The 21,132-nt window shown below is 55.1% G+C and carries 23 protein-coding genes and 3 pseudogenes; 14 read left to right on the plus strand and 12 right to left on the minus strand.

Going from position 1 to position 21,132, the window contains the following annotated elements; genetic code table 11:
• Positions 1–49 precede the first annotated feature (49 nt).
• Together panE and yajL are read left to right on the plus strand one after the other, a co-directional pair.
• A complete protein-coding gene (gene panE / locus ACLJRU_RS03335) occupies positions 50–961 on the plus strand; it encodes a 2-dehydropantoate 2-reductase (RefSeq protein ID WP_000705816.1) in 912 nt (303 codons plus the stop codon).
• Complete coding sequence (gene yajL, locus ACLJRU_RS03340; RefSeq protein ID WP_001275809.1) at positions 924–1,514, plus strand: protein deglycase YajL; 591 nt, start codon at positions 924–926, stop codon at positions 1,512–1,514. Before panE ends, yajL begins: the two co-directional genes overlap by 38 nt.
• Before the next feature lie 8 nt (positions 1,515–1,522).
• On the opposite strand, the pseudogene ACLJRU_RS03345 reads toward yajL, so the two are convergent.
• The 3 genes and pseudogenes from ACLJRU_RS03345 to phnW all read right to left on the minus strand — a co-directional run.
• Positions 1,523–1,605 (minus strand): annotated as a pseudogene (locus tag ACLJRU_RS03345) (hypothetical protein); the annotation flags it as partial.
• Positions 1,606–1,610: 5 nt separating this feature from the next.
• Entirely contained in the window at positions 1,611–2,420 is an 810-nt protein-coding gene (phnX, locus tag ACLJRU_RS03350) for a phosphonoacetaldehyde hydrolase (RefSeq protein ID WP_023235415.1), read from the minus strand.
• A 9-nt stretch (positions 2,421–2,429) separates the two neighbouring features.
• Positions 2,430–3,533, minus strand: coding sequence for a 2-aminoethylphosphonate--pyruvate transaminase (gene phnW / locus ACLJRU_RS03355; RefSeq protein WP_000203961.1), 1,104 nt, complete (start codon positions 3,531–3,533; stop codon positions 2,430–2,432).
• 139 nt (positions 3,534–3,672) lie between these two features.
• Here phnW and phnR point away from each other — a divergent pair, with 139 nt between their 5' ends.
• From phnR to phnV, 5 genes and pseudogenes are all read left to right on the plus strand, one after another.
• Positions 3,673–4,392: a phosphonate utilization transcriptional regulator PhnR gene (phnR, locus tag ACLJRU_RS03360; RefSeq protein WP_001539310.1), complete on the plus strand. Its 720-nt coding sequence runs from the start codon at positions 3,673–3,675 to the stop codon at positions 4,390–4,392.
• 197 nt (positions 4,393–4,589) lie between these two features.
• Positions 4,590–5,603 (plus strand): annotated as a pseudogene (gene phnS, locus ACLJRU_RS03365) (2-aminoethylphosphonate ABC transporter substrate-binding protein).
• A 5-nt stretch (positions 5,604–5,608) separates the two neighbouring features.
• Positions 5,609–6,718, plus strand: coding sequence for a 2-aminoethylphosphonate ABC transport system ATP-binding subunit PhnT (gene phnT / locus ACLJRU_RS03370; protein WP_038393949.1), 1,110 nt, complete (start codon positions 5,609–5,611; stop codon positions 6,716–6,718).
• Between the two features lie 2 nt (positions 6,719–6,720).
• On the plus strand, positions 6,721–7,581 hold the full coding sequence (gene phnU, locus ACLJRU_RS03375; protein ID WP_000052716.1) for a 2-aminoethylphosphonate ABC transporter permease subunit: 861 nt from the start codon (positions 6,721–6,723) through the stop codon (positions 7,579–7,581).
• Between the two features lie 2 nt (positions 7,582–7,583).
• The gene (gene phnV / locus ACLJRU_RS03380) at positions 7,584–8,381 is read left to right on the plus strand and encodes a 2-aminoethylphosphonate ABC transport system, membrane component PhnV (protein WP_001539302.1); all 798 of its coding nucleotides are present in this window, start codon (positions 7,584–7,586) and stop codon (positions 8,379–8,381) included.
• A 43-nt stretch (positions 8,382–8,424) separates the two neighbouring features.
• On the opposite strand, the gene thiI is transcribed toward phnV, so the two are convergent.
• The gene (thiI, locus tag ACLJRU_RS03385; RefSeq protein WP_001539301.1) at positions 8,425–9,873 is read right to left on the minus strand and encodes a tRNA uracil 4-sulfurtransferase ThiI; all 1,449 of its coding nucleotides are present in this window, start codon (positions 9,871–9,873) and stop codon (positions 8,425–8,427) included.
• Between the two features lie 209 nt (positions 9,874–10,082).
• On the opposite strand from thiI, the gene xseB reads away from it, so the two are divergent.
• The 5 genes and pseudogenes from xseB to ACLJRU_RS03410 form a co-directional block, all read left to right on the plus strand.
• On the plus strand, positions 10,083–10,325 hold the full coding sequence (xseB, locus tag ACLJRU_RS03390) for an exodeoxyribonuclease VII small subunit (protein WP_001124944.1): 243 nt from the start codon (positions 10,083–10,085) through the stop codon (positions 10,323–10,325).
• Positions 10,326–11,225 carry a (2E,6E)-farnesyl diphosphate synthase gene (gene ispA, locus ACLJRU_RS03395; protein ID WP_001539299.1) on the plus strand — a complete coding sequence of 300 codons (900 nt, stop codon included), beginning with the start codon at positions 10,326–10,328 and terminating at the stop codon, positions 11,223–11,225.
• 23 nt (positions 11,226–11,248) lie between these two features.
• Positions 11,249–13,111 (plus strand): 1-deoxy-D-xylulose-5-phosphate synthase, encoded by a 1,863-nt coding sequence (gene dxs / locus ACLJRU_RS03400; RefSeq protein ID WP_023235296.1) that lies wholly within the window; start codon positions 11,249–11,251, stop codon positions 13,109–13,111.
• 56 nt (positions 13,112–13,167) lie between these two features.
• Entirely contained in the window at positions 13,168–14,142 is a 975-nt protein-coding gene (locus ACLJRU_RS03405) for an aldo/keto reductase (RefSeq protein ID WP_001199856.1), read from the plus strand.
• 7 nt (positions 14,143–14,149) lie between these two features.
• Positions 14,150–14,241, plus strand: a pseudogene (locus tag ACLJRU_RS03410) (hypothetical protein); the annotation flags it as partial.
• Between the two features lie 4 nt (positions 14,242–14,245).
• On the opposite strand, the gene pgpA reads toward ACLJRU_RS03410, so the two are convergent.
• The 6 genes from pgpA to nrdR all read right to left on the minus strand — a co-directional run bounded on the left by pgpA (position 14,246) and on the right by nrdR (position 18,353).
• Positions 14,246–14,761, minus strand: coding sequence for a phosphatidylglycerophosphatase A (gene pgpA / locus ACLJRU_RS03415; protein WP_001539297.1), 516 nt, complete (start codon positions 14,759–14,761; stop codon positions 14,246–14,248).
• Positions 14,739–15,719 (minus strand): thiamine-phosphate kinase, encoded by a 981-nt coding sequence (gene thiL, locus ACLJRU_RS03420; protein WP_000752133.1) that lies wholly within the window; start codon positions 15,717–15,719, stop codon positions 14,739–14,741. The genes pgpA and thiL overlap by 23 nt, the downstream gene beginning before the upstream one ends.
• A gap of 78 nt (positions 15,720–15,797) precedes the next feature.
• A complete protein-coding gene (gene nusB / locus ACLJRU_RS03425) occupies positions 15,798–16,217 on the minus strand; it encodes a transcription antitermination factor NusB (protein ID WP_000801129.1) in 420 nt (139 codons plus the stop codon).
• 20 nt (positions 16,218–16,237) lie between these two features.
• Positions 16,238–16,708 (minus strand): 6,7-dimethyl-8-ribityllumazine synthase, encoded by a 471-nt coding sequence (gene ribE, locus ACLJRU_RS03430; RefSeq protein ID WP_001021372.1) that lies wholly within the window; start codon positions 16,706–16,708, stop codon positions 16,238–16,240.
• Between the two features lie 88 nt (positions 16,709–16,796).
• Positions 16,797–17,900 carry a bifunctional diaminohydroxyphosphoribosylaminopyrimidine deaminase/5-amino-6-(5-phosphoribosylamino)uracil reductase RibD gene (ribD, locus tag ACLJRU_RS03435; RefSeq protein ID WP_001150216.1) on the minus strand — a complete coding sequence of 368 codons (1,104 nt, stop codon included), beginning with the start codon at positions 17,898–17,900 and terminating at the stop codon, positions 16,797–16,799.
• A 3-nt stretch (positions 17,901–17,903) separates the two neighbouring features.
• Complete coding sequence (gene nrdR, locus ACLJRU_RS03440) at positions 17,904–18,353, minus strand: transcriptional regulator NrdR (protein ID WP_000543533.1); 450 nt, start codon at positions 18,351–18,353, stop codon at positions 17,904–17,906.
• Positions 18,354–18,504: 151 nt separating this feature from the next.
• Here nrdR and ACLJRU_RS03445 point away from each other — a divergent pair, with 151 nt between their 5' ends.
• On the plus strand, positions 18,505–19,044 hold the full coding sequence (locus tag ACLJRU_RS03445; protein ID WP_000198484.1) for a DUF3251 domain-containing protein: 540 nt from the start codon (positions 18,505–18,507) through the stop codon (positions 19,042–19,044).
• 299 nt (positions 19,045–19,343) lie between these two features.
• Positions 19,344–20,207, plus strand: a complete 864-nt coding sequence (locus ACLJRU_RS03450) for a nucleoside-specific channel-forming protein Tsx (protein WP_000752021.1) — start codon at positions 19,344–19,346, stop codon at positions 20,205–20,207.
• Positions 20,208–20,290: 83 nt separating this feature from the next.
• Here the strand turns inward: ACLJRU_RS03450 and ACLJRU_RS03455 are convergent, their stop codons facing one another.
• Together ACLJRU_RS03455 and yajD are read right to left on the minus strand one after the other, a co-directional pair.
• Positions 20,291–20,398 carry a type I toxin-antitoxin system toxin Ldr family protein gene (locus ACLJRU_RS03455; RefSeq protein ID WP_000176312.1) on the minus strand — a complete coding sequence of 36 codons (108 nt, stop codon included), beginning with the start codon at positions 20,396–20,398 and terminating at the stop codon, positions 20,291–20,293.
• Positions 20,399–20,757: 359 nt separating this feature from the next.
• A complete protein-coding gene (yajD, locus tag ACLJRU_RS03460) occupies positions 20,758–21,105 on the minus strand; it encodes an HNH nuclease YajD (RefSeq protein WP_000974818.1) in 348 nt (115 codons plus the stop codon).
• Positions 21,106–21,132: the final 27 nt, after the last annotated feature.

Raw genomic sequence — 21,132 nt, forward strand, 5'->3', positions numbered from 1 at the left:
CTATAATTAGCGCCATAACACCTGGCGCTGTTGCAGGTGAGGAGGAACAATGAAAATTACTGTACTGGGATGCGGAGCCTTAGGACAACTTTGGCTTTCGGCACTGTGCAAACACGGACATGACGTACAGGGCTGGCTACGGGTGCCACAACCTTATTGCAGCGTAAATCTGATCGATACCGATGGTTCCTTTTTCAACGAATCACTGACGGCAAACGATCCGGATTTTTTGGCGAAGAGCGAACTGTTATTAGTCACGCTGAAAGCGTGGCAGGTTTCCGACGCAGTACGAACCCTGGCGTCAACCCTACCGGTGACGTCGCCTATCCTGCTCATTCATAATGGAATGGGAACCATAGAAGAACTGCAAAATATCCAACAGCCGATGTTGATGGGGACTATCACCCATGCTGCGCGCCGCGACGGTAATATCATTATTCATGTCGCTAACGGTACTACGCATATTGGCCCGGCGCGCGAGCAAGACGGCGATTACAGTTATCTCGCCGATATCCTGCAGGGGGTACTGCCCGATGTCGCCTGGCATAACAATATCCGCGCAGAGATGTGGCGCAAACTGGCGGTCAACTGTGTTATCAACCCGCTCACCGCGCTTTGGAACTGCCCGAACGGCGAGCTGCGCCATCATACTGATGAAATCAACGCGATTTGCGAAGAGGTCGCCGCCGTGATTGAACGTGAAGGCTACCACACATCGGCAGACGATTTACGCTATTATGTTGAGCAAGTGATTGACAGTACGGCAGAAAACATCTCATCCATGTTGCAGGACGTGCGTGCCATGCGCCATACCGAAATTGACTACATTACCGGTTATTTACTCAAGCGCGCCCGCGTGCACGGTCTCGCCGTTCCGGAAAATAGCCGCCTGTTTGAAATGGTAAAGCGAAAGGAGAGTGAGTATGAGCGCTCAGGCACTGGTATGCCTCGCCCCTGGTAGTGAAGAGACCGAAGCGGTCACCACTATCGATCTGCTGGTTCGCGGCGGAATCCACGTCACTACTGCAAGCGTCGCCAGCGATGGCAACCTGACGATTGTCTGCTCGCGCGGTGTAAAGCTACTGGCGGATGCGCCGCTGGTTGAAGTTGCCGACGGCGATTATGACATCATCGTGTTGCCCGGCGGAATTAAAGGCGCCGAGTGCTTTCGCGACAGCCCGCTGCTGGTCGAAACCGTAAAACAGTTTCACCGCTCCGGGCGCATTGTCGCAGCCATTTGCGCCGCAGCCGCTACAGTGCTCGTGCCGCACGATATCTTCCCTATCGGCAATATGACCGGTTTTCCGGCGCTGAAAGATAAGATCCCCGCCGAACAGTGGCAGGATAAGCGTGTGGTGTGGGATGCGCGGGTAAAATTATTAACCAGCCAGGGACCGGGTACCGCTATCGATTTTGGCTTGAAAATCATCGACCTGTTGGTTGGTCGTGAAAAAGCGCATGAAGTGGCTTCGCAACTGGTGATGGCGGCGGGGATTTATAACTACTACGAATAAGAATGATTGCCGGATGGCGGCGTAAACACCTTATCCGGCCTACAAAACGGTACAGTCTGTAGGCCGGATAAGCGGCAGCGCCATCCGGCAGTTATTTTACAGGCGTTCGCCCTGCGCCAGACGCGCATTAATATGCGCAATCACCTCAGGTAAATCCGCCAGTGAATCCACCACGTAATGCGCCCCGGCGGCGTACAGCTTGCTGGCCGCGTGCTCGCGGCGGACCGCAACGTCCTCTTTCGACATTGTCTGATAGGCGTCCCATGTTGCGCCGAATTCGTTACCCGATACCGCCAGCCCCACCGTCCACATCCCCGCGTTAAGCCCCTCGCTAATGCCCGGCGCGGCATCATCTACCTTCACGCAGTGCGCGACCGCATCAATGCCCAGCGCAATCACGTTTTGCAGCGCCATCCACGGCCCCGGGCGGCCACCCGCGGCCAGGTCGTCCGTTGCCACCCAATGATCCGGACAATAGCCATGCCCGGCGGCGGCGGGGACCAGGCGCTCCATCACCGCTCGTGGGTAACCGGAGCAGGAGCCTATCTTAATGCCCTCGGCTCGTAGCGCCGCGATCGTGTCGATAACTCCGGCAATAGGAGAAGAAAAATCGACAACTTTAGCAATCTGTAACGGCATGAAAGCGGCGTAGATGGCATCAATATCTGCTGCGCTCATGGAGCGGCTAAACTTTGCCTGCCAGCGCGCGTCAACAGCAGGTAATTTTCCCAGCGCTTCAATGTGTTGCCATTTACCCAGCCCCATTGGCACGCGTGCTTCGGCGAGGGTGATCTCCACATCAAATGCCTGACGGAACGCCTCGACGAAAATTTGCGTCGGCGCGAAGGAGCCAAAATCGACGGTGGTGCCCGCCCAGTCGAGAATAACAGCGTGAATACGGTTCATCATGGTTCCTTATTTCGTCCAGTACATGGCGGTACGAATGGCGGTCAGCAGGGCAGTGATATCGGCGGCATATACTTCGCCAATGTTGCCGATGCGAAAGCAGTCGCTTTGCGACACTTTGCCTGGATAGATAACAAAGCCCTGCTCTTTGAGGCGGCGATAAAATTCGCTAAAGCGATACTGCGGGTCTTCCGGTGAATAAAAGGCGGTGATAATGGGCGAGTGAAGTTCGTCATCCAGCAGCGTGTTAAAGCCCAGCGCCCGCATTCCGGCCACCAGGCTGCGCTGATTTTGCTGATAGCGTTGATGACGTGCCGCCACGCCACCTTCTTCCGCCAGCTCTTTCAACGCCTGGGCAAACGCGAGGACGGTATGAGTGGGCGAAGTAAAACGCCATTTGCCGTGGTTATCCTCCATGCAACGCCACTGGGCGTAGAGATCTAACGACAGCGAGCGGGAATGCCCTTTGCACGCGGCCAGTTTTTGCTCGCGGGCAATCACGAAGGCAAAACCCGGCACGCCCTGAATGCATTTATTGGCGGAGCTGATCAGATAGTCGATGTGTAATGCTGCAATATCCATAGGGATGCCGCCGAAGCTGCTCATGGCGTCAACGATGTAGGTTTTGTCATAGCGCTGCGCCAAAGCGCCCACCTCATCAATGGGGTTGAGCATCCCGGTGGTCGTTTCGCTATGCACCATGGCGATATGGCTGATCGTCGGGTCGGCGTTGAGGATCGCGTCGATCGCCTGCACATCCGGGCGCGCAACTTCGCCGCAGTCGTAAGCGTGATGGGCGATACCCATAAGGCCGGCCATCTCGACCATTCGTGCGCCGTATGCACCGTTGCTGACGATCAGCACCTTATCCTGCGGCCCCAATGCGCTACCCAGTACGGCTTCCACAGCATAGCTGCCGCTGCCTTGTAGCAGTACGGAGGTGTAGCCTTCGGAGGCCGTTGCCAGTGCGGTCAGCTGCTGGCGGATCTGTTCTACCACGCCGATATTGTAATCATCATCCCAGGTACAGCTATCGAACAACATCGCTTCTTTCACGGTGCGAGAGGTGGTGAGCGGGCCAGGAGTCAGCAGCAGATAGTTACGCGAAGTCATGTTATTTACCTTTGGTCTATACCAGATTACATTTATCATGACGATCTTTGCCGCGATGGGTCAAAGAGAAAATCGCGCTGCAACAAAAAATTCATCTCTGCTTGTATAATGGCGGCAGGCAAAACGGAAGCGAGTAAGCATGAAATCTATCCCGGGCGATATCCCGCAGTACCTGTTGATCAAGGCGCAGCTTCAGGAGCGTATTCAGAGCGGTGCGTTGAAAAGCGGTGATAAACTGCCGTCTGAACGCGAACTGTGCGCGATCTTCAACACCACGCGCATTACTATTCGCGAAAGCCTGGCGCAGCTGGAGTCCAGTGGGCTTATCTGGCGCGCCGATCGTCGCGGTTGGTTCGTTACGCCGGAACGCCTGTGGCTGGATCCGACCCAGAACACCAACTTCCATAAGCTTTGCCGCGAGCAGGGGCGGGAGCCAAAAACCGCGCTACTGAGCGGCGTGTTAACCACCGTGCCTGTCGAGGTCATGGAGTCCCTCCAGCTCCAGCCGTTTGATCAAATCTATCTGCTGACCCGTCTGCGTTACGCCGATGGCCGCGCCGTGTGCTACTGCGAAAACCATTGTTTGCCCGCCCGCGTGCCTGAGCTGCTGCAGTACGATCTCAACGGCAGCCTGACCGAGGTATACGAGTCGCACTACAACCTCGTCTATACCAGCATGCATCTGTCGTTCTACCCCACCGCCATGCCTGCGCAGGCCGCACAGGCGCTGGGAGTTATGGAAGGACGCCCGGCGCTGTTGCTGCGCCGTCTGAACTACGATCAACACGGGCGAGTGCTGGATCTGGATATCGAATACTGGCGTCACGACAGCCTGCGTATTGAGGTAGATACCCACTAGCGGATGCGCCGGATGTTGGCTGCGGGACTTATCCGGCCTACCAATCGTATCGTCTCACGGCTATCCGGATAAACGCAGCATCATCCGGCGTGGACTGATTTATTTCTCTTTCATCGTTTTGTCATATAAGCCGTTTAGCGTAAAAAGCAAACCTGGTATAGGCCAGAAAATGCAACGTACGCTATGAGGCTATTACGATGAAACTTTCCCGACTTGCTCTGCTGTCTGTCTTCGCTCTCGCCAGCGCCCCGTCATGGGCGGAATCGGTGGTCACGGTGTACTCCATCGACGGGCTGCATGATGGCGATAACAGCTGGTACCAGGTGCAGTTTGACGCATTCACCAAAGCGACCGGCATTACCGTACGCTATGTTGAAGGCGGTGGTGGCGTGGTAGTGGAACGTCTGGCAAAAGAGCGTACGAATCCGCAGGCCGACGTGCTGGTAACCGCGCCGCCATTCATTCAGCGCGCCGCCGCCGAAAAGCTGCTGGCGAACTTTAACACCGACGCCGCATCGGCTATCCCCGATGCCAACAACCTTTATTCGCCGCTGGTAAAGAACTATCTGAGCTTTATCTACAACAGCAAGCTGCTGAAAACTGCCCCGGCGAGCTGGCAGGATCTGCTTGACGCTAAATTCAAAAATAAACTCCAGTATTCCACGCCAGGTCAGGCCGCTGACGGCATGGCGGTGATGCTGCAGGCTTTCCACAGCTTCGGCAGTAAAGATGCCGGTTTTGCGTATCTCGGCAAGCTGTAGGCCAATAACGTCGGGCCATCTGCCTCTACCGGCAAGCTAACCGCGCTGGTTAATAAAGGTGAAATCTACGTCGCTAACGGCGACCTGCAAATGAACCTCGCGCAGATGGAACGTAACCCGAACGTGAAAATCTTCTGGCCGGCCAACGACAAAGGCGAGCGCAGCGCGCTGGCCATCCCTTATGTCATTGGCCTGGTCCAGGGGGCGCCGCAGAGTGAAAATGGTAAAAAGCTGATTAACTTCCTGCTGAGTAAAGAAGCGCAGACTCGCGTCAGCGAACTCTCCTGGGGAATGCCGGTACGCAGCGACGTGACGCCGAGCGACGAACATTACAAGGCCGCCACTGCCGCGTTGGAAGGCGTGCAGAGCTGGCAGCCAAATTGGGATGACGTAGCCGTTTCGCTGTCGGCAGATATTAGCCGTTGGCACAAAGTGACCGAAAGCGAGTAAGCCTGATGCTGATGAAAACGACCGCCGTTCACGCCCCTGCATCGCAGGGGACATCGGGGATAGTCCTCGACTCGCTGCGCGTTGCGTATCACGGCAACGTGGTGCTTAAACCGCTCTCTTTGACGATTGAACCTGGAGAAGTGCTGGCGCTGATTGGCCCATCAGGATCTGGAAAAACGACGGTGCTGCGTGCGGTTGCGGGCTTTGTGCAACCTGCAGGCGGTCGTATTCTGATTGGCGATACGGACGTCACCCATCTGCCACCCTATAAACGCGGGTTGGCGATGGTGGTGCAGAACTACGCCTTGTTCCCGCATCTGAAAGTGGAAGACAACGTCGCTTTTGGCCTGCGTGCGCAGAAGCAGCCAAAGGCGCTAATTAATGAGCGTGTAACGCAGGCGCTGAAAACGGTTGGCATGAGTGATTACGCCGCCCGTTATCCGCATCAACTTTCCGGCGGCCAGCAGCAACGCGTGGCCATCGCCCGCGCGATTGCCGTGCGCCCGCGCGTGCTGTTGCTGGATGAACCACTGTCAGCGCTGGACGCACAGATTCGTCATAATATGGTGGAAGAACTCGCCCGTCTTCACCGTGAGCTGCCGGAACTCACTATTCTCTACGTCACCCACGATCAAACGGAAGCGCTCACTCTGGCCGATAAAATCGGCATTATGAAGGATGGCTCGCTGATTGCTCACGGCGAAACCCGCGCGCTATATCAGCATCCGCCCAATCGTTTTGCCGCCGAATTCTTAGGTCGCGCCAATATTCTCTCCGCTATCGCGCTGGGGATAACGGAGGCTCCGGGGCTGGTGCACGTCAGCTGCGGCGGTGCAGTGATTCGCGCGTTCAGCCGGGGCAGCCACCACGGTTACAACAAACTACTGTGCATTCGTCCTCAGCACCTCAGCCTGACGCCGCGTTCGGCCTACAGCAACCGCTTCAACGCCACACTGCAATCGGTGCACTGGCAAGGCGATTTAACCCATCTGCTGTGTGACGTTGCTGGCGAAACGGTGCGGATGGTGTTGACGCATGTCAATCCGCTGCCGCGCGTGGGCGACAAGCTGGCGCTGTGGTTCGAACCGGATGATGCGGTCCTGATTGAGGTATAACCATGTCACTCATTTTACCTCTGGAAAAACCGGCGCTTAACCTACGCCCACTGCTGTGGCTGCTGCTCCCGTTGCTGGTGCTGGCGACGCTGTTTTTCTGGCCTCTGTCGCTCATCGTTGAACAGGCGCTACGCGGTGCCAATGGCGAGATCGGGCTCGAGACCTTCCGCCAGGTGGTCGACTCGAAACGCTTTGTCGGCGCGTTGCTGAACACGTTGCAAATCGCCTTTTTCGCCACCGCCGGTTGCCTGCTGCTGGGCAGCGTGATGTCGCTGATTCTGGTGTTTATTCCTTTCCCCGGTAGCGAGTTGATTGGTCGGGTCGTCGATACTTTTATTGCGCTGCCGACCTTCCTGATTACGCTGGCGTTCACCTTTATTTATGGGTCAGCGGGTCTGCTCAACGGTACGCTGATGAGCCTGTTTGCCTTTGAGCTACCGCCGGTGGATTTTCTCTACTCGATGCAGGGCGTCATTCTGGCGGAGATCACGGTGTTCACTCCGCTGGTGATGCGGCCACTGATGGCCGCGCTGCGGCAAATTGATAAAAGCCAGCTAGAGGCAGCCAGCATTCTGGGGGCGCACCCGTTACGGGTGATTGGGCAGGTGATTTTCCCGGCGGCGCTACCGGCGCTGATGGCTGGTGGCAGCCTGTGCCTGCTGTTGACCACTAACGAGTTTGGCATCGTACTGTTTATTGGCGCGAAAGGGGTTAACACCCTGCCGATGATGGTTTACAGCAAAGCGATTCTGGAGTCCGACTATACGGTCGCCTGCATGATTGCGTTGATTAACATTGTCTTGTCGCTGGGGCTGTTCTCCCTCTATCGCCTGGCGGCATCGCGTACCGGCGTAAGGAGCTAGCCATGCCAATTTGGTCACCTAAAGGACGCGCTGCGGCGGGCGTTGTGGCTAGCGTACTGTTTATCGTGTTCTTTTTCCTGCCGCTGGCGGTGATTCTGATGTCCAGCCTTAGCCAGCAGTGGAACGGTATTCTGCCGAGTGGCTTCACGCTGAACCACTTTGTTAACGCTCTGCACGGTGCGGCATGGGATGCCCTACTTGCCAGCCTCACGATTGGCTTTTGCGCCAGCCTGTTTGCGCTGCTGTGCGGCGTTTGGGCGGCGCTGGCGCTGCGTCAATATGGGGTGAAAACGCAGAAATGGTTAAGTATGGTGTTCTATCTGCCGAGTGCGATTCCGTCAGTGTCCGTGGGCCTGGGCATTCTGGTTGCTTTCAGCCAGGGGCCATTGCAAATGAACGGCACCCTATGGATTGTGCTGACAGCGCACTTTGTGCTGATTTCCGCCTTTACCTTCAGTAACGTGTCGACCGGACTGGCGCGAATTTCCGCCGATATTGAAAACGTCGCGTCGAGTCTGGGGGCATCGCCCTGGTATCGTCTGCGTCACGTGACGTTGCCGTTATTGATGCCGTGGATGATGTCAGCGCTGGCGCTGAGTTTATCGCTCTCCATGGGGGAGTTGGGCGCGACGATGATGATTTATCCGCCGGGCTGGACGACGCTGCCGGTGGCTATCTTTAGCTTGACCGACCGTGGAAATATCGCCGACGGCGCGGCGCTGACCATTGTGCTGGTGGCCATTACGCTGCTGCTGATGATGAAGCTGGAGCGCATTGCAAAATGGTTGGGGCAGAAATAAAACGGTAGGCCGGGTAGGACATAGCCGCCACCCGGCAAAGGAATTACGGACGATACACCTTCACATTGGCAAACCCCTGCTCGCGCAGATAGAGCGCCTGCAGGCGACTCATTACGCCACGTTCGCACCATAGCAGCCAGGTTTTACTCTGATCGAGATCGCCAAATTTAGTGCTCAGCTTGTAGAAAGGCAGCGAAACGACGTCCACACCTTCCACTTTCAGCGGCTTGTCATCCTGTTCATCCACAGAACGGATATCCAGAATCACGTCGTTCGGGCCGAAACCGCTCACGGTTTCTACTTCCACCACCTCCTGCTGGGTCTGCTGGGCGATTTCACGAATATCGACGTTGTTCGCTTCTTCTACCACCTTATCGAGAATACTGAAGTCGAAGTTTTCTTCTTCGGCTTCAATTTTCGCTTTAATGGCTTTCACCGTCGGACTTTTTGAAATCACGCCACAGTATTCAGGCATCGTACGGGCAAAATCTTCCGTACCAATCTGGCGCGCCAGGTTGATAATGTGCCCTTTATCGTAAGAGATCAGCGGGCGCAAGATCAGCGTGTCAGACACGTTATCGATCAAGCGCAAATTGGTTAGCGTCTGGCTGGATACCTGGCCCAGCGCTTCGCCGGTCACCAGCGCCTGTACGCCGTAACGTTCCGCCACTTTCGACGCCGCGCGTACCATCATACGTTTGAGCACCACGCCCATCTGGCCGTCGTCAACTTTCTCCAGAATCTCGCCGACCACCGGTTCGAAGTTAATCGCCACAAAACGCACGCGATGGGAGCTGCCAAAGCGGTTCCACAGGTAATGCGCCACCTGGCGAACGCCGATTTCATGCGCCGCGCCGCCAAGGTTAAAGAAGCAGTAGTGTACGCGACAGCCGCGACGCATCAGCATATAGCTGGAGACGCCGGAGTCAAAACCGCCGGAGATCAGCGACAGCACATCTTCCTGGGTGCCAATCGGGAAACCGCCAATACCTTCATAACGCCCTTTGATCAGCAGCAGGCGATCATCTTCCACTTCCAGATGCACCGTCACATCCGGGTTAGTGAGCTTCACGCGCGCCGATTCAATATGCTGATTTAATCCGCCGCCAACATAGCGCTCCACTTCAATGGAGCTAAACTCATGCTTACCGCGACGTTTTACCCGCACGCAGAAGGTTTTGCCTTCAAGCTGTTCGCGATACTGCGCCAACGCTTTCTCGAAAATGTCGTGCATATCGGTGAACGGCACATCTTCGACTTCAAGAATATGGTGAATCCCCGGAATGCGGGTCAGCGCGTCGCGAATCGCCAGACGCTGGTTTTCATCTTTGGCGCGAACTTCAATGTTATCCCAGTGACGGACAACCGCGAGGGTCTCATCGTAGTGCTTTAAAACGTTACGGATATTCCCGGTTAAAATTTTTATAAAGCGCAAACGCACAGATTGGCTTTTGATAGTGATTTCCGGGAACAATTTAATGATAAACTTCATGGCGGCAATGGTTCTTTAGCAAGCTATCTAAGGCTTGTCGTGGAGAAATAGTACAGCAGCCCATACCTACGGCTGCATCCAGGCGCGGAAGTATATCACGATCACGGACATCTTGCGCATTTCCCCTTACCATTGCGCGTTATTTGCTTATCAGTGTGAGTCCGTTACCATAGACTTGTGCTGCCATTACAGAGAGTCAAACAGTCATCATGCCGAAGAAAAATGAGGCGCCCGCCAGCTTTGAAACTGCGCTGAGCGAGCTGGAACATATTGTTACCCGCCTGGAAAGCGGCGATTTGCCGCTGGAAGACGCGCTGAATGAATTCGAGCGCGGCGTACAACTGGCGCGTCAGGGGCAGGCAAAACTGCAGCAGGCGGAACAGCGCGTGCAAATTTTGCTGTCTGATAATGAAGAGGCTTCACCTGAGCCTTTTATCGCGGATAATGAGTAAATGGACTTTACGCAGCAGCTACAGGCTTGCGTAACGCAAGCGAATCAGGCGCTGAGCCGTTTTATCGCGCCACTGCCCTTTCAGAACACTCCCGTGGTCGAAGCCATGCAGTATGGCGCATTATTAGGCGGTAAACGCCTGCGGCCATTTCTGGTTTACGCCACCGGTCAAATGTTTGGCGTCAGTACGGCAACGCTGGATGCGCCAGCTGCGGCGGTCGAATGCATTCATGCCTATTCGCTGATCCATGACGACCTGCCAGCAATGGACGATGACGATTTGCGTCGCGGCCTGCCGACTTGCCATATTAAATTTGGCGAAGCCAACGCAATCCTGGCGGGAGACGCGTTGCAGGCGCTGGCGTTTGCTATTATCAGCGACGCGCCGATGCCGGAAGTCGCCGATCGCGATCGTATCGCGATGATCGCCGAACTGGCAAACGCCAGCGGTATCGCCGGTATGTGCGGCGGTCAGGCATTGGATCTGGCGGCAGAAGGCCAGCGGATCACTCTGGACGCGCTGGAACGCATTCATCGCCATAAGACCGGCGCGCTCATTCGCGCCGCCGTTAGACTTGGCGCATTGAGCGCGGGCGATAAAGGACGGAATACTCTGCCGATACTTGACCGCTATGCAGAGAGTATCGGCCTTGCCTTCCAGGTTCAGGATGACATTCTGGATGTGGTGGGCGATACTGCAACGTTAGGTAAACGTCAGGGCGCAGACCAGCAGCTTGGCAAAAGTACCTACCCTGCACTTCTGGGTCTTGAGCAAGCCCGGAATAAAGCCCGGGACCTGATAGAGGACGCCCGTCAGTCGTTACATCAGCTGGCCGCGCAATCACTGGACACCTCGGCACTGGAAGCGCTAGCGAACTACATAATCCAGCGTGATAAATAAACCCCATATCCAATGAGCTTGCGATGAGTTTTGATATAGCCAAATACCCTACCCTGGCATTGGTCGACTCCACCCAGGAGTTACGACTGTTACCGAAAGAGAGTCTGCCGAAACTCTGCGACGAGCTACGCCGCTACTTACTCGACAGCGTAAGCCGTTCCAGCGGGCATTTCGCTTCCGGGCTGGGCACGGTAGAACTTACCGTGGCGCTGCATTATGTCTACAACACCCCGTTTGACCAGCTAATCTGGGATGTTGGACACCAGGCTTATCCACATAAAATCCTTACCGGTCGTCGCGACAAAATCGGCACCATTCGCCAGAAAGGCGGTCTGCACCCGTTCCCGTGGCGCGGAGAAAGCGAATACGATGTGCTGAGCGTTGGGCATTCCTCCACCTCCATCAGCGCCGGTATCGGTATTGCCGTAGCGGCGGAGAAAGAAGGCAAAGATCGCCGCACCGTCTGTGTGATTGGCGACGGCGCCATCACCGCCGGTATGGCGTTTGAAGCAATGAATCACGCAGGCGATATCCGGCCCGACATGCTGGTCATTCTGAACGACAATGAAATGTCGATTTCGGAAAACGTCGGCGCGCTCAACAACCATCTGGCGCAGCTACTTTCCGGTAAGCTTTACTCTTCTCTGCGCGAAGGCGGAAAAAAGGTCTTCTCCGGCGTACCGCCAATTAAAGAACTGCTCAAGCGTACCGAAGAACATATTAAAGGCATGGTTGTGCCGGGAACACTGTTCGAAGAGCTGGGCTTTAACTACATCGGGCCGGTCGATGGTCACGATGTCATGGGGCTTATCAGCACATTGAAGAACATGCGCGACCTGAAAGGCCCGCAGTTCCTGCATATCATGACCAAGAAAGGCCGCGGCTATGAGCCCGCGGAAAAAGATCCGATCACTTTCCATGCGGTGCCTAAATTTGATCCTTCCAGCAGATGTTTGCCGAAAAGCAGCGGCGGTCTGCCAGGTTATTCAAAAATCTTCGGTGACTGGCTGTGTGAAACCGCCGCCAAAGACAGCAAGCTGATGGCGATCACCCCGGCAATGCGCGAAGGTTCCGGCATGGTGGAATTTTCACGTAAATTCCCGGATCGCTATTTTGACGTCGCCATCGCCGAGCAGCATGCCGTCACCTTCGCCGCAGGCCTGGCGATTGGCGGCTATAAGCCCGTCGTGGCGATCTACTCTACTTTCCTGCAACGCGCCTACGATCAGGTTATCCATGACGTCGCTATCCAGAAACTGCCTGTCATGTTCGCCATCGATCGCGCCGGTATCGTTGGCGCGGATGGGCAAACGCACCAGGGCGCGTTCGATCTCTCTTATCTGCGCTGCATCCCGGATATGGTGATCATGACGCCAAGCGACGAGAACGAATGTCGCCAGATGTTATTTACCGGGTATCACTATAACGACGGCCCGACGGCAGTACGTTATCCACGCGGTAATGCGCAGGGCGTGGCGCTAACCCCGCTGGAAAAACTGCCTATTGGTAAAGGTCTTGTGAAGCGTCATGGCGAAAAACTGGCGATTCTGAACTTTGGCACCTTAATGCCTGAGGCGGCGAAAGTCGCCGAAGCGCTGAACGCCACGCTGGTCGACATGCGCTTTGTTAAGCCGCTGGACGACACGTTAATTCTGGAGATGGCCGCGCAGCATGACGCGCTGGTGACGCTGGAAGAAAACGCCATTATGGGCGGCGCTGGCAGCGGCGTAAACGAAGTGCTAATGGCCCATCGTAAACCTGTACCTGTGCTGAATATCGGTCTTCCGGATTTCTTTATCCCGCAAGGAACGCAGGAAGAAGCCCGCGCGGAACTGGGGCTTGACGCCGCAGGCATTGAAGCCAAAATCAAGGCCTGGCTGGCATAATCCCCTCTTTGCTCCTGCTATGCTTGAAGAGTGACGGGTATAACAGGAGCGGAGTCATGCAATACAACACGTTAGGAAATACAGATCTTCAGGTGTCCCGCCTTTGTCTGGGCTGTATGACGTTCGGCGAGCCGAGTCGCGGCAATCACGCCTGGACGCTTCCCGAAGAGAGCAGCCGTCCCATCATCAAGCGCGCCCTTGAGGGCGGCATTAACTTTTTTGATACCGCCAACAGCTACTCCGACGGCAGCAGCGAAGAGATTGTCGGCCGCGCGCTGCGTGATTTCGCCCGGCGCGACGAGGTGGTGGTAGCGACGAAAGTCTTCCATCGCGTCGGCGATCTGCCGGAAGGATTGTCCCGCGCGCAAATCCTGCGCTCTATTGACGATAGCCTCACCCGTCTGGGAATGGAGTATGTCGATATCCTGCAAATCCACCGCTGGGATTACACCACGCCGATAGAAGAAACTCTGGAAGCGCTAAACGACGTGGTGAAGGCGGGTAAAGCCCGCTATATCGGCGCTTCCTCAATGCACGCCTCACAATTTGCCCAGGCACTGGCGCTACAAAAACAACACGGCTGGGCGCCGTTTGTCACCATGCAGGATCACTATAACCTGATCTACCGCGAGGAAGAGCGAGAGATGCTACCGCTGTGCTGGCAGGAAGGCGTTGCCGTGATTCCGTGGAGTCCGCTGGCGCGCGGGCGCTTAACTCGCCCCTGGGGAGAAACCACGGCCCGGCTGGTCTCGGATGACGTGGGTAAAAATTTATACGATGAAAGCGATAAAAATGATGCGCAAATAGCGGAACGGCTGGCTGGCGTCAGCGAGGCGCTTGGCGCAACGCGAGCGCAGGTTGCGCTGGCCTGGCTACTCAGTAAACGAGGCGTCGCCGCGCCGATTATCGGCACTTCGCGTGAAGAGCAGTTAGATGAGTTGCTGAATGCCGTTGATTTAACGCTCAAACCGGAGCAGATTGCTGAACTCGAAACGCCGTACAAACAGCATCCGGTGGTGGGATTTAAATAATCTGCCATTGCCCGATGGCGCGGCGCTTATCGGGCCTGCGAAATCGACATATTGTTCGGGGATAGGCCGGATAAGGCGTTTACGCCGCCATCCGGCAAACCCTTTAAATAATACCGAGCGGCCAGTGATGACCGATAAAATACAGTATGCCGGCGGATATCACGCCGGCGACGATATCATCGATCATAATCCCCATGCCGCCGTGCACGTTGCGATCAAACCAACGGATCGGCCAGGGTTTCCACATATCCAGAATGCGGAAAATAACGAACCCGGCAGCCACCCACTGCCAGTCCGTCGTCGGCAACGCCATTAGCGTTATCCACATACCGATAAATTCATCCCAGACAATACTGCCGTGGTCGTGTACGCCCATATCTTTCGCCGTCTGATGGCAAAGATAAACGCCAATGCAGATCCCAAACATCACGACCAGCGAATAAAGCTGCCACGGCAGAAACGTCATCAAATACCAGAAGGGGATCGCCGCCAGCGAGCCCATCGTGCCCGGCACCACAGGGCTCAGCCCGCTGCCAAAGCCGGTAGCGAGCAGGTGCCACGGATTGCGCAAATTCAGGCAGCTTTTCGCAACATCTTTATGGCGTGGCAAAATGGTCATATCCTTTCCAGTCAAAAGTGACAGGTTCTCCGTCACGCACAAAGGCGATCCCTTCGATATCCGCCGTCATTTGCCCGATACAGGTAAACGGCACGCCCAGATGACCAAGCGCGACATCCAGCGCGCCACGGTTCAGCTCCGGGACGGTAAAGCACAGTTCATAATCTTCGCCGCCGGATAACATCCAGCGAAGCTTTTGTTCGGGATCATTGGCATGTCCCCACAGTTCTTCGGAGTCAGGCAGCGCCTCCAAATCGATTCGCGCGCCGCAGTTGCTGGCTTGCAGAATGTGACCAAGATCGGAGATCAAACCGTCGGAAAGATCGATCGCTGAACTGGCGAGATCGCGTAGCGCCTGCCCTTGTAAAATACGCGGCGTCGGGCGCAGATGGCGTTTGACCAGATAGTCGGCATCCCCCCAGCTTCCCACGCGAAAATCACCCCGTAGAATCGCCAGACCGGCAGCGCTATCGCCCAACGTGCCAGTAACATAAATCCAGTCGCCCGGTTTTGCGCCAGAACGTTTCAGCGCCCGACCGGCTGGCACAAGGCCATGAATACCCAGCGTCATCGACAGCGGTCCACGCGTGGTGTCGCCGCCAATGAGCTGCATGTCGTAGTAATCCAGTTGTTCAAACAGGCTGTCGCTGAACGCGGCAAGCCACGCCTCATCGACGTCAGGAAGCGTGAGCGCCAGCGTTAACCATGCCGGATCGGCGCCCATCGCCGCCAGATCGCTTAAATTCACCGCCAGCGCTTTATACGCCAGATCGGCAGGATCGATATCGGGTAAGAAATGGATGCCCGCCACCAGCGTATCGGTACTGATCGCCAGGGTCTGTTTTTCAGGAATATTCAGGAGCGCGCAATCGTCGCCAATACCGGTTTCAACATCAAGACGAGAGCTTCTTACACGGTCAAAATAACGGGCAATCAGGGAAAACTCGCCACATGCCATACGTTATGCCTCAGCAGAAAAAAAGAAAAGGCCGGAGACGGCGGGTATCGATCGCCCGCTATCTTTCCGGCCTGTGAATCACTTTTTGTTGGGACGAATCACCGGAGCTGCTTTATCCAGTACGCCGTTGACGAATTTGTGGCTGTCTTCAGCGCCAAAGGTTTTCGCCAGTTCAATCGCTTCGTTGATGGCCACTTTATAAGGCACATCGCTGCGTTTTGACAGCTCAAACAACGCAATACGCAGCACGGCTTTTTCAACCTGTCCCAGCTCTTCAAGCAGGCGGGACAGATACGGTTTCATTAAACCATCCAGGTACGCGCTGTTAGTCGCCACCCCGGATAGCAGTTCACGGAAATAGAGAACGTCGACGTCTTTTACGTCCTGTTCCGCCAGGAACTGGTATTCAACATCAGCGATGTCGTTCTGGGACAACTGCCAGGAGTAAAGCGCCTGAACGGCACACTCACGGGCGCGGCGACGAGCAGCAGGTTTCACGGAATTCCCCTTACAAAAAATCAGGCCTTAATGGCTTTCAATACATTAATCATTTCAAGCGCGGTCAGCGCAGCTTCTGCGCCTTTATTACCGGCTTTTGTACCAGCACGTTCGATGGCTTGTTCAATACTCTCGGTGGTCAGAACACCAAAGGCTACCGGCACGCCGCTGTCCTGGGCAACGCTTGCCAGGCCATTGCTGGCGCCGCCTGCCACATATTCAAAGTGCGCAGTCCCCCCGCGAATCACGGTTCCCAGCGCAACCACGGCGTCGTATTTACCGCTTTTCGCCAGCGCTTCGGTCGCCAGCGGCAGTTCATAGGCGCCAGGCACCCACACTACGGTAATATTATCATCTTTTACCTGACCAATACGCGTCAGGGCATCAACCGCGCCATCCAGCAGGCTGTCGTTGATAAACTGATTGAAACGCGCAATAGTGATGGCGACACGAGCGTCAGGGGCTGCAACGTTAGCTTTAATAATGTTCATATTCTCTCTTCCAGGGTTCATTTGGCCCCGCAGGGGGGCGGATTTTATCATAATAATTTGAGCGCTGCTCCCCTTTCGACGGGAGAACTCATGCGCTCACCATATGCAGGCAAACATCCGGGCCGACATGACGTATTTCGCTGAAGGTAAATTGCGGCGCGTCGGCGAGCTTCTCAAGCCCCGGCAATTCGCATAATCCCCGCGCCTGGGTTCCCAACAATTTAGGCGCGACATAGACAATCAGTTCATCCACCAGCCCGGCTTGCAACAACGCGCCTGCCAGTCCCGGTCCGGCTTCAACCCATATGCTATTAATCTGCTGCCTGCCTAACTGCATCATCAGTACAACCAGATCCAAATGTCCGTTGTGCGCCGGCACGCTGATAGTACGAACCGCATCGGGCCACGCGCGGCTATCTTCCTGGGTACGCGCAATCCACGTTTCGCCAGGCTGCTGCACAATACGATGCGCAGGCGTTACCCGGTTTTGGCTGTCGATAACAATTCGCACCGGCTGGCGCAGATTTTCCTGCGGGTAAGACGCCTGCGTAGAGGCGTCTAACTCCGCCCAACGCACCGTCAAGGCCGGATCGTCAGCCAATACCGTCGCGCTACTGGTTAAAATAGCGTGGCTTTGCGCACGCAAGCGCTGAACGTCGCGCCGGGCCTGCGGCGAGGTGATCCACTGGCTTTCGCCGCTGGCCATCGCCGTCCGTCCATCCACGGAGGCGCCCAGTTTAAGCTGAAGATAAGGGAATCCGGTACGCATCCGCTTGAGGAAGCCTTTATTGAGCGCCTCCGCTTCACTCATCATTAACCCGTGGCTGACCGCAATACCCGCCTGTTGCAGGCGATACAGCCCGCGCCCGGCGACCTGTGGGTTCGGGTCCTGCATCGCGGCGACCACGCGCGCGACGCCGGCCGCAATCAGCGCATCGCAACATGGCGGCGTTCGCCCATGATGGCTACAGGGTTCAAGCGTGACATAGGCGGTTGCGCCTTTGGCTTTTGCGCCCGCCATCCGCAGCGCATGGACCTCGGCGTGCGGCTCTCCGGCGCGATGGTGATAACCTTCGCCGACGATGTCGCCATTGTTAACAATGACACAGCCGACATTAGGGTTCGGGTGAGTGGTGAAACGTCCACGCTGCGCCAGTTTGAGCGCTCGCGCCATGTAAAACTCATCCTGCATGGCTTAGTCCTGTAGGCGAGCGATTTCTTCGCCAAAGTCTTTGATATCTTCGAAACTGCGATAGACGGAGGCAAAGCGAATATACGCGACTTTATCGAGTTTTTTCAGCTGCTCCATGACCAGGTTGCCAATCATCTTGCTGGGAACTTCACGCTCCCCAGTGGCACGTAATTGTGACTTAATATGGTTCAATGCCATTTCAACATCATCTGCGCTGACTGGTCTTTTTTCCAGCGCTCTCAACATGCCGCTACGCAGCTTATCCTCATTAAAGGGTTCGCGCACATCGTTGCTTTTTATCACGCGCGGCATGACCAGTTCAGCCACTTCAAAGGTCGTAAAGCGTTCATTACACACCAGGCACTGCCGACGGCGGCGCACGGACGAGCCCTCGCCTACAAGACGAGAGTCAATGACTTTGGTATCTACGGCGAAACAAAATGGGCAATGCATACGGCGTCCTGACCAGATGATTTAGGAAATGCTATTTTACCCTGAACTGGCGCGACAACAAAGGCGGAGCGCTTTTGAGATAAAGGATCGGTGCCTTTGTGCGTATAGCGCACTACCATTACGCTATCGAACCATGAAGGAAATGATCGACATGACAAGACGTTACCTAAGAATTCTCCTGGTGGGAAGTCTCTTGAGCCTGACCGCCTGCGCGCCGCAGAGCGAAGTTCGCCAGATGCATCAAAGCATTAGCACCCTGAATAAAGAGATGACCCAACTGAATCAGGAAACGGTAAAAATTACCCAACAAAATAAGCTGAATGCGGAGTCAACCCGCGGCGTCTATTTGTTGCCTGGCGCCAATACGCCTGCCCGGCTGGAGAGCCAGATCGGTACGCTACGTATGACATTGCTGGAAATTACGCCTGTCGCAGACGGCGCTCACGCAACGTTACACATTCAGGGCGAGTCCCGCGATCCGCTGCCGGCATTCAGCGCTACCGTAGAGTACGGGCAACTTCAGGGCACTACGGAGAACTATCAGGAGGTGAATGCACAGAGCCTTCTGGTAAATGCCCCAGCCAGCTTGCTGGCGCCCAGTGATGTCAATATTTCGTTACCGTTGAAGGGGATCACTCCGGCGCAGTTAGGCTTCATTCGCATCCATGATATTCAGCCTGTTAATCAATAAACGTTCTGGCGGAGCGTTTTGTGCGTTCCGCAACATCCCCCGCGCGACTTTTGTTGCCCTACTGACATTCCCGTCATTTATGACATGGATTGGTAATATTCATGAAAGATAGTACTGTCGCCGCGTCTAAAATGCGCAAACGTGAACGCAATCGATTACGTAAATGATAGATATGTGAAACAAGACATATTTTTGTGAGCAATGATTTTTATAATAGGCTCCGCAGAAACACGAAATATTTAGAAACGCAAATTGCGTTCTTTTCACTCCCGCAAGGGATTTCAAACAGTGGCATACATATGAAAAAAACTTTACTCGCAGTCAGCGCAGCGCTGGCGCTCACCTCATCTTTTACTGCTAACGCAGCAGAAAATGATCAGCCGCAGTATTTGTCCGACTGGTGGCACCAGAGCGTAAACGTGGTAGGCAGCTACCATACCCGTTTCTCGCCGAAATTGAACAACGACGTCTATCTGGAATATGAAGCATTTGCTAAAAAAGACTGGTTTGATTTCTACGGCTATATCGATATTCCCAAAACCTTTGATTGGGGTAACGGCAACGATAAAGGTATCTGGTCCGACGGTTCTCCGCTGTTCATGGAAATCGAACCGCGTTTCTCAATTGATAAGCTGACCGGCGCAGACCTGAGCTTCGGCCCGTTTAAAGAGTGGTATTTCGCCAACAACTACATCTACGATATGGGCGATAACAAAGCCAGCCGCCAGAGCACGTGGTATATGGGTCTGGGGACCGATATCGACACCGGCCTGCCGATGGGCCTGTCGCTGAACGTGTATGCGAAATATCAGTGGCAAAACTACGGTGCTTCCAATGAAAACGAATGGGACGGCTACCGTTTCAAAGTGAAATACTTCGTCCCCATCACCGATCTGTGGGGCGGTAAACTGAGCTATATCGGCTTTACCAACTTTGACTGGGGATCTGATTTAGGCGACGATCCGAACCGTACCAGCAATTCCATCGCTTCCAGCCATATCCTGGCGCTGAACTACGATCACTGGCACTACTCGGTCGTTGCGCGTTACTTCCATAACGGCGGACAGTGGCAGAATGGCGCAAAACTGAACTGGGGCGACGGCGATTTCAGCGCGAAATCTACCGGCTGGGGCGGCTACCTGGTCGTGGGTTACAACTTCTAAACCTGCAAAAAAGGCCAGAGGTCGCCCTCTGGCCCGTTTCGGGCGCATGCTGCCATCCGGCGGCGAGTCGCGCCCACTTCACATTACTTCCGGCGATGCCACCAGCCTAAAAACAGACCTGTCGCAATCCCGACCAGCGTTGGTGCCGCCAGATCGTGCCAGATAGTAATGCTCAACTCTGTGAGCGTCATATTGCCGCCTTTGTTGCAATGGCAACGGTTCGCGGCTATCCTCAACTTGTCTGGAGTCAAGTTAGCCCCCGCAACATTGCGCCTCACCGGGTTGCCCCGGCTTACCGCTGATTCTATTCTGCTCGCCAGTATCGGCAGGACTTAAAAACAAAAAAATCCCAACCTTGCGATCGGGATTCCAGTGACAATGTATGCGTTACAGGACGTTTGGGGGCTGACGACAAACTCCGGGGCTGAAAAAATGTCGGATTGCATCCGACCTACGAAAACCAATAATTCATTTATATTGCGGATTCCGTTGTGTGGAGCGAAGCGTAACCTAACATTCAACAGCACCAACAGCTTTGTCAGCAGTCTGCTTATTTCTTTTTGTTCATCATCGCTTTCAGATCGGCAAACGGGTTATAAGTCGCCTCGCCGACATCTTTTTGCGCATCTTCCCCGGCAATGACCGTCGAACCGTACTGATCGGCTTCGGTATATTTGGAATGCTCGTGATCGTGGCAGTAGAGGCACAATAGCTCCCAGTTGCTGCCGTCTTCCGGGTTATTGGTGTGGTCATGATCGATATGATGCACCGTCAGCTCACGCAGATTTGAATACACAAACTCACGGGAACAACGTCCGCACACCCACGGAAACAGCTTCAGCGCTTTTTCACGATAGCCGCTTTCCAGGCGCGCGTAGTTTTTTGGGATGATAGCCATAATTAACAGGTACCTGAATAATACAAA

The organism is Salmonella sp. SAL00653 (genome assembly GCF_046552515.1).
Lineage (GTDB): Bacteria > Pseudomonadota > Gammaproteobacteria > Enterobacterales > Enterobacteriaceae > Salmonella > Salmonella enterica.

Excerpts from the sequence above, each read along its gene's own strand:
- ACLJRU_RS03455 (WP_000176312.1), bottom strand. The coding sequence starts at position 20,398 with ATGACGCTCACAGAGTTGAGCATTACTATCTGGCACGATCTGGCGGCA.
- pgpA (WP_001539297.1), bottom strand. The coding sequence starts at position 14,761 with ATGACCATTTTGCCACGCCATAAAGATGTTGCGAAAAGCTGCCTGAAT.
- thiL (WP_000752133.1), bottom strand. The coding sequence starts at position 15,719 with ATGGCATGTGGCGAGTTTTCCCTGATTGCCCGTTATTTTGACCGTGTA.
- nrdR (WP_000543533.1), bottom strand. The coding sequence starts at position 18,353 with ATGCATTGCCCATTTTGTTTCGCCGTAGATACCAAAGTCATTGACTCT.
- ACLJRU_RS03405 (WP_001199856.1), top strand. The coding sequence starts at position 13,168 with ATGCAATACAACACGTTAGGAAATACAGATCTTCAGGTGTCCCGCCTT.
- yajD (WP_000974818.1), bottom strand. The coding sequence starts at position 21,105 with ATGGCTATCATCCCAAAAAACTACGCGCGCCTGGAAAGCGGCTATCGT.
- ACLJRU_RS03450 (WP_000752021.1), top strand. The coding sequence starts at position 19,344 with ATGAAAAAAACTTTACTCGCAGTCAGCGCAGCGCTGGCGCTCACCTCA.
- dxs (WP_023235296.1), top strand. The coding sequence starts at position 11,249 with ATGAGTTTTGATATAGCCAAATACCCTACCCTGGCATTGGTCGACTCC.
- phnV (WP_001539302.1), top strand. The coding sequence starts at position 7,584 with ATGCCAATTTGGTCACCTAAAGGACGCGCTGCGGCGGGCGTTGTGGCT.
- panE (WP_000705816.1), top strand. The coding sequence starts at position 50 with ATGAAAATTACTGTACTGGGATGCGGAGCCTTAGGACAACTTTGGCTT.
- yajL (WP_001275809.1), top strand. The coding sequence starts at position 924 with ATGAGCGCTCAGGCACTGGTATGCCTCGCCCCTGGTAGTGAAGAGACC.
- ispA (WP_001539299.1), top strand. The coding sequence starts at position 10,326 with ATGGACTTTACGCAGCAGCTACAGGCTTGCGTAACGCAAGCGAATCAG.
- phnX (WP_023235415.1), bottom strand. The coding sequence starts at position 2,420 with ATGAACCGTATTCACGCTGTTATTCTCGACTGGGCGGGCACCACCGTC.
- phnT (WP_038393949.1), top strand. The coding sequence starts at position 5,609 with ATGCTGATGAAAACGACCGCCGTTCACGCCCCTGCATCGCAGGGGACA.
- phnW (WP_000203961.1), bottom strand. The coding sequence starts at position 3,533 with ATGACTTCGCGTAACTATCTGCTGCTGACTCCTGGCCCGCTCACCACC.
- phnU (WP_000052716.1), top strand. The coding sequence starts at position 6,721 with ATGTCACTCATTTTACCTCTGGAAAAACCGGCGCTTAACCTACGCCCA.
- ribD (WP_001150216.1), bottom strand. The coding sequence starts at position 17,900 with ATGCAGGATGAGTTTTACATGGCGCGAGCGCTCAAACTGGCGCAGCGT.
- ribE (WP_001021372.1), bottom strand. The coding sequence starts at position 16,708 with ATGAACATTATTAAAGCTAACGTTGCAGCCCCTGACGCTCGTGTCGCC.
- ACLJRU_RS03445 (WP_000198484.1), top strand. The coding sequence starts at position 18,505 with ATGACAAGACGTTACCTAAGAATTCTCCTGGTGGGAAGTCTCTTGAGC.
- phnR (WP_001539310.1), top strand. The coding sequence starts at position 3,673 with ATGAAATCTATCCCGGGCGATATCCCGCAGTACCTGTTGATCAAGGCG.
- xseB (WP_001124944.1), top strand. The coding sequence starts at position 10,083 with ATGCCGAAGAAAAATGAGGCGCCCGCCAGCTTTGAAACTGCGCTGAGC.
- thiI (WP_001539301.1), bottom strand. The coding sequence starts at position 9,873 with ATGAAGTTTATCATTAAATTGTTCCCGGAAATCACTATCAAAAGCCAA.